Genomic DNA, 7,188 nt, shown 5'->3' with positions numbered 1-7,188 from the left:
GGGTCTGGGCCGGGACCGTGCGCGCGGCCGGCACGACCGGCACCGGCGACGGCTCCGCCGTCCGCACCGCCTCCGCCGCCTCCGCGGACGCGGCCCCGTTCGTCCGGCGCGCCCCGTAACGCCGGTGCACCGCCTGCTTCGTGACCCCGAGCGCCGAGCCCACCGCGTCCCACGAGAAGCCCAGCGAGCGGTCGAAGTCGACCGCGGCCGTCACCAGGGTCTCGACACTGTCCCGCAGCTCCTGCGCCAGCCGTACCGTCGGCGCGGGGGCCCGCCCGTAGACGACGAAGCCGGCCGACGGGCCGGTGCGCCGCGGGCGGTAGACGTTGCCCAGCTGAGCGGTGAGGGTGCGCAGGGCGTCCACCTGCCTGCGGACCCGCTCGATGTCCCGGACCAACAGATGCAGGCTGGCCCGTGCCTGGGCGTCGTGGGTTGCGTGGTCGGCCATGAAGAAGCCTCTCGGACCGGCGGGGTAAAAGGACGGAAAATGACGAGAGTTGACGCGACGGCCGACGAGCGAGGGAAGAGTCCCGCGGCGGCGGCCCGATTCGGTCAATCTCTCTTGACCACAACGCGCCATGGGCCACCGGGTCACGGTATGGGGGCGCACATCCGCCGGAATGAGGCGCGTGACGATCCGTACGCCCCCCGGGCCGAAGGCCCTTTAGACTGGTGGGCCGTTCAGCCCGGCCGTTCAGCTCGGCGCCCGAGGAGAGGTAGTTCGCCACCCATGAGGCTCGTCTTCGCCGGCACCCCCGAGGTCGCCGTCCCCGCCCTCGACGCCCTGCTCGCCTCGGACCGCCACGAGGTCGTCGCCGTCGTCACGCGGCCCGACGCCCCCGCCGGCCGCGGCCGCCGCCTGGTCGCGAGCCCCGTCGCCGAGCGCGCGGAGGAGGCCGGCATCGAGGTGCTCAAGCCCGCGCGCCCGCGCGATCCGGAATTCCTCGCCCGGCTGCGCGAGATCGCCCCGGACTGCTGCCCGGTCGTCGCCTACGGCGCGCTGCTGCCGAAGGCGGCCCTGGACATCCCGGTGCACGGCTGGGTCAACCTGCACTTCTCCCTGCTGCCCGCCTGGCGCGGCGCGGCGCCCGTGCAGCACGCGATCCTCGCGGGCGACGAGGTCACCGGCGCCTCCACCTTCCTCATCGAGGAGGGCCTGGACTCGGGTCCGGTCTACGGCGTGGTCACCGAGCGGGTGCGGCCCACAGACACCAGCGGCGACCTGCTGACCCGGCTCGCGTTCGCCGGCTCGGGGCTGCTCGCCGCCACGATGGACGGCATCGAGGACGGCTCCCTGAAGGCCGTGCCGCAGCCCGCCGAGGGCATCTCCCTCGCCCCGAAGATCAGCGTTGAGGACGCCCGGATCGACTGGTCCGCGCCGGCGCTGCGCGTGGACCGCGTGGTCCGCGGGTGCGCTCCGGCGCCGGGCGCCTGGACGGTCTTCCGGGGCGAGCGCCTGAAGGTCATGTCCGTGGCGCTCACACCCGACCGGGCCGGGCTCGCCCCCGGCGAGATCGCCGCCGCCAAGAACTCCGTGCACGTGGGGACGGGCTCCCACGCCGTCGAGCTGCAGTGGGTCCAGCCGCAGGGCAAGAAGCCGATGAAGGCCGCCGACTGGGCCCGGGGCGTCCGCATCGCCGCGGGCGAGCGGCTCGGCGCGGCCTGAGAACCCTGCGGACCCTCGCGGACGGCCGGGGGCGGAGCATCGCGGAGCGCTGAACACAGAGCGTAGGCTGGACACCTTCGCCACCCCAGCCCCGGAGCACCTTTCGTGAACGACCGTCCATCCCGCCGCCCCGCAAAGCCCTACCGCCGGCCGAAGAAGGACCCGGTGCGGATCCTCGCCTTCGAGGCGCTGCGGGCGGTCGACGAGCGGGACGCGTACGCGAACCTGGTCCTGCCGCCGCTGCTGCGCAAGGCCCGGGAGAACGAGGGCTTCGAGGCGCGTGACGCCGCGCTCGCGACGGAGCTGGTCTACGGCACGCTGCGCCGCCAGGGGACGTACGACGCGATCATCGCGGCGTGCGTCGACCGGCCGCTGGGCGAGGTGGACCCGCCGGTCCTGGACGTCCTCAGCCTCGGCGCCCACCAGCTGCTCGGCACGCGCATCCCGCCGCACGCGGCCGTGTCCGCCAGTGTGGAGCTGGCGCGGGTCGTGCTCGGCGACGGGCGGGCGAAGTTCGTGAACGCCGTCCTGCGGAAGATCACCGCGCACGACCTGGACGGGTGGCTGGAGAAGGTCGCCCCGCCGTACGAGGACGATCCCGAGGCACACCTCGCCGTGGTGCACGCGCACCCGCGCTGGGTCGTCTCCGCCCTGTGGGACGCGCTCGGCGGCGGCCGCGCCGGCATCGAGGACCTGCTGGAGGCCGACAACGAGCGGCCGGAGGTCACGCTGGTCGCCCGGCCGGGCCGCTCCACCCCGCAGGAGCTGCTGGCGGCCGCCGGCGAGGACTCGGCGCTGCCGGGCCGCTGGTCGCCGTACGCCGTGCGGCTCGCCGAGGGCGGCGAGCCCGGGGCGCTGGACGCCGTCCGGGAGGGCCGGGCCGGCGTCCAGGACGAGGGCAGCCAGCTGGTCGCGCTCGCGCTCGCGTCCGTGCCGGTGGACGGACCGGACGAGCGCTGGCTCGACGGCTGCGCCGGGCCCGGCGGCAAGGCGGCGCTCCTGGCCGCGCTGGCCGCCGAGCGGGGGGCGGCGCTGCTGGCGTCCGAGAAGCAGCCGCACCGGGCGCGACTGGTGGGGCGGGCGCTCGCCGGGAATCCGGGGCCGTACCAGGTCATCGCCGCGGACGGGACGCGCCCGCCGTGGCGCGAGGGCGTCTTCGACCGGGTCCTCGTCGACGTGCCCTGCACCGGGCTGGGCGCCCTGCGCCGCCGCCCCGAGGCGCGCTGGCGCCGCCGCCCGGAGGACGTGGCGGGTTTCGCCCCGCTCCAGCGCGACCTGCTGCGGTCGGCGCTGCGGGCCGTGCGGGTGGGCGGTGTCGTGGGGTACGCGACGTGCTCGCCGCACCCGGCCGAGACGAAGGCCGTCGTGGACGACGTGCTGAAGCGGGACGGCGTGAGCGCGGAGTGGATCGACGCGCGCCCGCACATGCAGGGCGTCCCGGCGCTGGGCGAGGGCCCGGACGTACAGCTGTGGCCGCACCTGCACGGCACGGACGCGATGTATCTGGCGCTGCTCCGCCGTACCGCCTAGCGGCGGGGGCCTTTCCGGGGGCTGGGACGGGTCAGGCACCGCCGGGTCACGCCGTAGGGGTTGCGCACCGCGGCGGCGGACCCGAAGGGGCGAAGCCCCTTCGGTAATCGCCTCTGCGGCATGGCCGAAGCGCGGCAGACCGAGTGAAGAGGCCCCGCCTCTTCACTCCGCCGCCGCGGCGCGAAACCCCCGGAAGGGGCCCGGCGGTGCCGGACCGGCCTCGGGCCGTACCCCGCGGCTGAGCGGCCATGGCACCGCCGGACCGCGCCGCGTCGGCTGATCGCCGTTGCGGCGGGACAGAAGGGCAGGCTCCCTGCCCCACTGATCCGCCGCCGCGGGGGCGACGCGGCACCCGGCACCACGGCGCAGCCGGAAGGCGCCCACCCCGTTCAAGCAGGCCCCCGCACAGGTGAGCGCAGCGGACATGGCAGGCTTAAGGCATGGCCGTGCAGATCAACCCCAGCATCCTGTCCGCTGACTTCGCCCGACTCGCCGACGAGGCCGAGGCGGTCAAGGGCGCCGACTGGCTCCACGTCGACGTCATGGACAACCACTTCGTCCCCAACCTCACCCTCGGCGTGCCGATCGTCGAGTCGCTGAGCCGGGCCACGGACACCCCGCTGGACTGCCACCTGATGATCGAGGACCCCGACCGCTGGGCGCCGCAGTACGTGGAGGCCGGCGCCGGTTCGGTGACCTTCCACGCCGAGGCGGCGGCCGCGCCCGTGCGGCTCGCGCGGGAGATCCGGGCGAAGGGCGCCCGCGCGTCGATGGCGCTGAAGCCGGCGACGCCGATCGAGCCGTACGAGGACCTGCTGCCCGAGCTGGACATGCTGCTGATCATGACGGTCGAGCCCGGCTTCGGCGGCCAGGCGTTCCTGGACATCATGCTGCCGAAGATCCGCCGCACCCGGGAGCTGATCGCGCGGCACGGCCTGCAGATGTGGCTGCAGGTCGACGGCGGGGTCTCGGCGGAGACGATCGAACGGTGCGCGGAGGCCGGCGCGGACGTGTTCGTGGCCGGATCCGCCGTCTACGGTACGGAGGACCCGGCGGCGACCGTACGGGCGCTGCGCGCCCAGGCGGAGCGCGCCACGGCCGGTGCGGGCTGGGCCTGCGGGCACTGAGCGGGGTGCCGCGCTCGCCCGAAATGCTGAGCGCGAAGGTCAGGGTCTGATCAAGGAGCGCCGTTTCTGACAGGATGACGGTGGAGTCCAAGCTCGAACAGTGTGAGAACAGTGAGGAGACGGTGGTGTCGACGGGCCGTTCAGCCACGCCGATGGGGCCCGCCGAGCTGGTGCAGGCGGCGGCCATGGCCCGCCGCTTCTACCTCGAGGGCAAATCGAAGATCCAGATCGCCGAGGAGTTCGGCGTGAGCCGCTTCAAGGTCGCCCGGGTGCTGGAGACGGCGCTCGAACGCGATCTCGTGCGGATCGAGATCCGGGTCCCCGCCGAGCTGGACGCGGAGCGCTCCGACGCGCTGCGCGCCCGCTACGGCCTGCGCCACGCGGTGGTCGTCGAGTCCCCCGCCGACGCCGCGGACGACGCGCCCGACCCCGAGAACCTCGGCGAGGTGGCTGCGGACCTGCTCGGCGAGCTGGTGCACGAGGGCGATGTGCTGGGCCTCGCCTGGGGCCGCTCGACCATCCACATGGCCGCGGCGCTGCACCGGCTGCCCCCGTGCACCGTCGTCCAGCTCACGGGCGTCTACGACGCGGGGACGGCCGAGCGCGGCTCGGTGGAGGCCGTGCGCCGCGCCGCGCAGGTCTCCGGCGGCGAGGCGCACCCGATCTACGCGCCCATGCTGCTGCCCGACCCGGCCACGGCCGCCGCGCTGCGCGGTCAGACGGGCATCGCCCGCGCCTTCGACTACTTCGACAAGGTGACGGTCGCGGCGGTCTCCATCGGCTCGTGGGCGCCGGGCATCTCGACCGTCTACGACATGCTGACCGAGGAGGAGCGGGCCCACTACGCCTCGCTGGGCGCCGCCGCGGAGATGTCCGCGCACCTCTTCGACGCCGAGGGCCGCCGGATCGGCCGCGACCTGGGCGAGCGCTGCATCACGGTCGAGGCCGACCGGCTGCGCCGGATACCGGAGGTCGTCGCGATCGCCGGCGGCCGGCGCAAGGCGGCGGCGATCGGCGCGGTGCTGCGGTCCGGGCTGGTCACGAGCCTGGTCACGGACACCACGGCCGCCGACTACCTGCTCACGGAGACGGGCCCGGGCCCCCGCCCGGCGCTCGACCGGGCGGACCCCGACGGGTCCTAGCGGCGCACCCCGCCGCCGCGGGGGAGCCGCACCGCCGCCGCGGGCGGCCATGGAGCGGGCGCACGTGCCACCGGGCACGGCGTCCGCTTTTTCCTTTCCCGCTCCTTTCCGGACCGCGTTTCGGCTTTGTAAAAGCGTAGGGCGGAATTTTGCATTCCATTGGGGAATTCACCGGTCGGCGCCCCGGTTTTCCAGGCGTGTGACCGAGGTCATGAGCGCCTGCCGCCCGCTTCGCCAGCCGATTCCAGCAGCGAAGACAAGCAAACCCTAATGGCGTCAGTAGACAAGATCGCTTGACAGTGCAAATACCCCTCAGCAGACTCCATTTCCGTGTGCAGCCGCTTCCGGAAAGGACGTCCTGAAGGTGAATGACGACAAGACGCTCCAGGTGCGGTCCTATCCATTCGGAGAGGCCTCCGGTCTTGAATTGGACCCGACGTACGCGGAGCTCCGCGAGCACGAGCCGCTGAGCCGGGTCAAGCTCCCGTACGGCGACGAGGCCTGGCTCGCCACCCGCTACGCGGACATCCGCAAGGTGATGACCGACAACACCTTCAGCCGGGCGGAGACGCTCCACCGGGACGAGCCCCGGATCGGCGCGGAGGTCGTCGACCGCGGCCTGCTGTCGATGGACCCGCCGGACCACACCCGGCTGCGCCGGGTCGCCAACGCCGGCCTGACGCCCCGGCAGACCGAACGGCTGCGCCCGCTCACCCAGCGGAAGGCCGACGAACTGCTCGACGCGCTCGCCCGCAAGGAATCCCCGGCCGATTCCCCGACCGACCTGATGGAAGAATTCATCAACCCGCTGGCCGTCACTGTCATCTGCGAACTGCTCGGCGTGCCCTTCGAGGACCGTGCGGATTTCCAGGAATGGTCCCAGGCAGTGGTTTCCACGACCTCGCTCTCGCCGGAGCAGATGACCGCATACATGGGGAACCTCCACCGCTATATGGCGAAACTGGTCGGCATACGCCGCAGCGAGCCGACCGACAGCCTCCTCAACGGCATGATCCAGGCCCGGGACGAGGACCCCGAGCGGCTCACCGAGGACGAGCTGGTGCTGGTCGCGGTGCGCCTGCTCGCCCCCGGCGTGCAGAACACCGTGCTCACCCTCGCCAACTTCGTGCTCACCCTCATGCAGCACCCGAAGGAGTTCGACCGCATCCGGTCGAACCCCGAGCTGGTGCCGGCGGCCGTGGAGGAGCTCATCCGCTACGTCCCCTTCCACACGTCGACGATGTTCCCCCGCTACGCGACCGCGGACGTCGAGCTCGGCGGGACGGTCGTGCGCGCCGGCGAGGCCGTGGTCGGCTCGATCTGCGCCGCCAACCGGGACCCGGACGTCTTCGCCTCGCCCGAGGAGCTCGACTTCGAGCGCGGCGCCAACCCGCACCTGGGCTTCGGCCTCGGCGCCCACTTCTGCCCGGGCGCGCACCTGGCCCGCATGCAGCTGCAGGTGGCGATCGGTGCGCTCGCGCGCCGCGTCGAGGGCCTGCGCCTCGCGGTGCCCGAGGAGGAGCTGAGCTGGAAGCAGGGCATGGTCGTGCGCTGGCTCGACGCCCTGCCCGTCACCTGGTCGCGCATCGCCGCCCGGCCGGCCGACACCGAGGCCGCTGACAGCGCCTGACCCCGGCTGCGCCGCTGACACCACCTGGCACCACCTGGCACCGGTGCCGCCCGGCACCGCCCACACGATGCTCCTGGAGCGCCGCGGCATCGG

6 protein-coding genes are annotated in these 7,188 nt (G+C 73.7%); 5 read left to right on the top strand and 1 reads right to left on the bottom strand.

The genetic code is table 11. The annotated features are described in order from the left end of the window. Positions 1 to 448, bottom strand: a 448-nt coding sequence (locus ACSNOH_RS31980) for a hypothetical protein (protein WP_436724948.1), incomplete at its 3' end; no start/stop codon positions are given. 282 nt (positions 449 to 730) lie between these two features. On the opposite strand from ACSNOH_RS31980, the gene fmt reads away from it, so the two are divergent. From fmt to ACSNOH_RS31955, 5 genes are all read left to right on the top strand, one after another. Continuing rightward, entirely contained in the window at positions 731 to 1,666 is a 936-nt protein-coding gene (gene fmt, locus ACSNOH_RS31975) for a methionyl-tRNA formyltransferase (protein ID WP_436724947.1), read from the top strand. A 105-nt stretch (positions 1,667 to 1,771) separates the two neighbouring features. Then, on the top strand, positions 1,772 to 3,196 hold the full coding sequence (locus ACSNOH_RS31970; RefSeq protein WP_436724946.1) for an RsmB/NOP family class I SAM-dependent RNA methyltransferase: 1,425 nt from the start codon (positions 1,772 to 1,774) through the stop codon (positions 3,194 to 3,196). A gap of 440 nt (positions 3,197 to 3,636) precedes the next feature. Further along, the gene (gene rpe / locus ACSNOH_RS31965) at positions 3,637 to 4,323 is read left to right on the top strand and encodes a ribulose-phosphate 3-epimerase (protein WP_436724945.1); all 687 of its coding nucleotides are present in this window, start codon (positions 3,637 to 3,639) and stop codon (positions 4,321 to 4,323) included. A gap of 152 nt (positions 4,324 to 4,475) precedes the next feature. Beyond that, positions 4,476 to 5,465 (top strand): sugar-binding transcriptional regulator, encoded by a 990-nt coding sequence (locus ACSNOH_RS31960; protein ID WP_436724949.1) that lies wholly within the window; start codon positions 4,476 to 4,478, stop codon positions 5,463 to 5,465. A gap of 364 nt (positions 5,466 to 5,829) precedes the next feature. Continuing rightward, positions 5,830 to 7,095 carry a cytochrome P450 gene (locus ACSNOH_RS31955; protein WP_436724944.1) on the top strand — a complete coding sequence of 422 codons (1,266 nt, stop codon included), beginning with the start codon at positions 5,830 to 5,832 and terminating at the stop codon, positions 7,093 to 7,095. Positions 7,096 to 7,188: the final 93 nt, after the last annotated feature.

This window comes from Streptomyces sp. URMC 127 (assembly GCF_051386535.1).
Lineage (GTDB): Bacteria > Actinomycetota > Actinomycetes > Streptomycetales > Streptomycetaceae > Streptomyces.
Note: the sequence above shows the minus strand (reverse complement) of the source record. Positions and strands in the feature narration are given on the sequence as shown.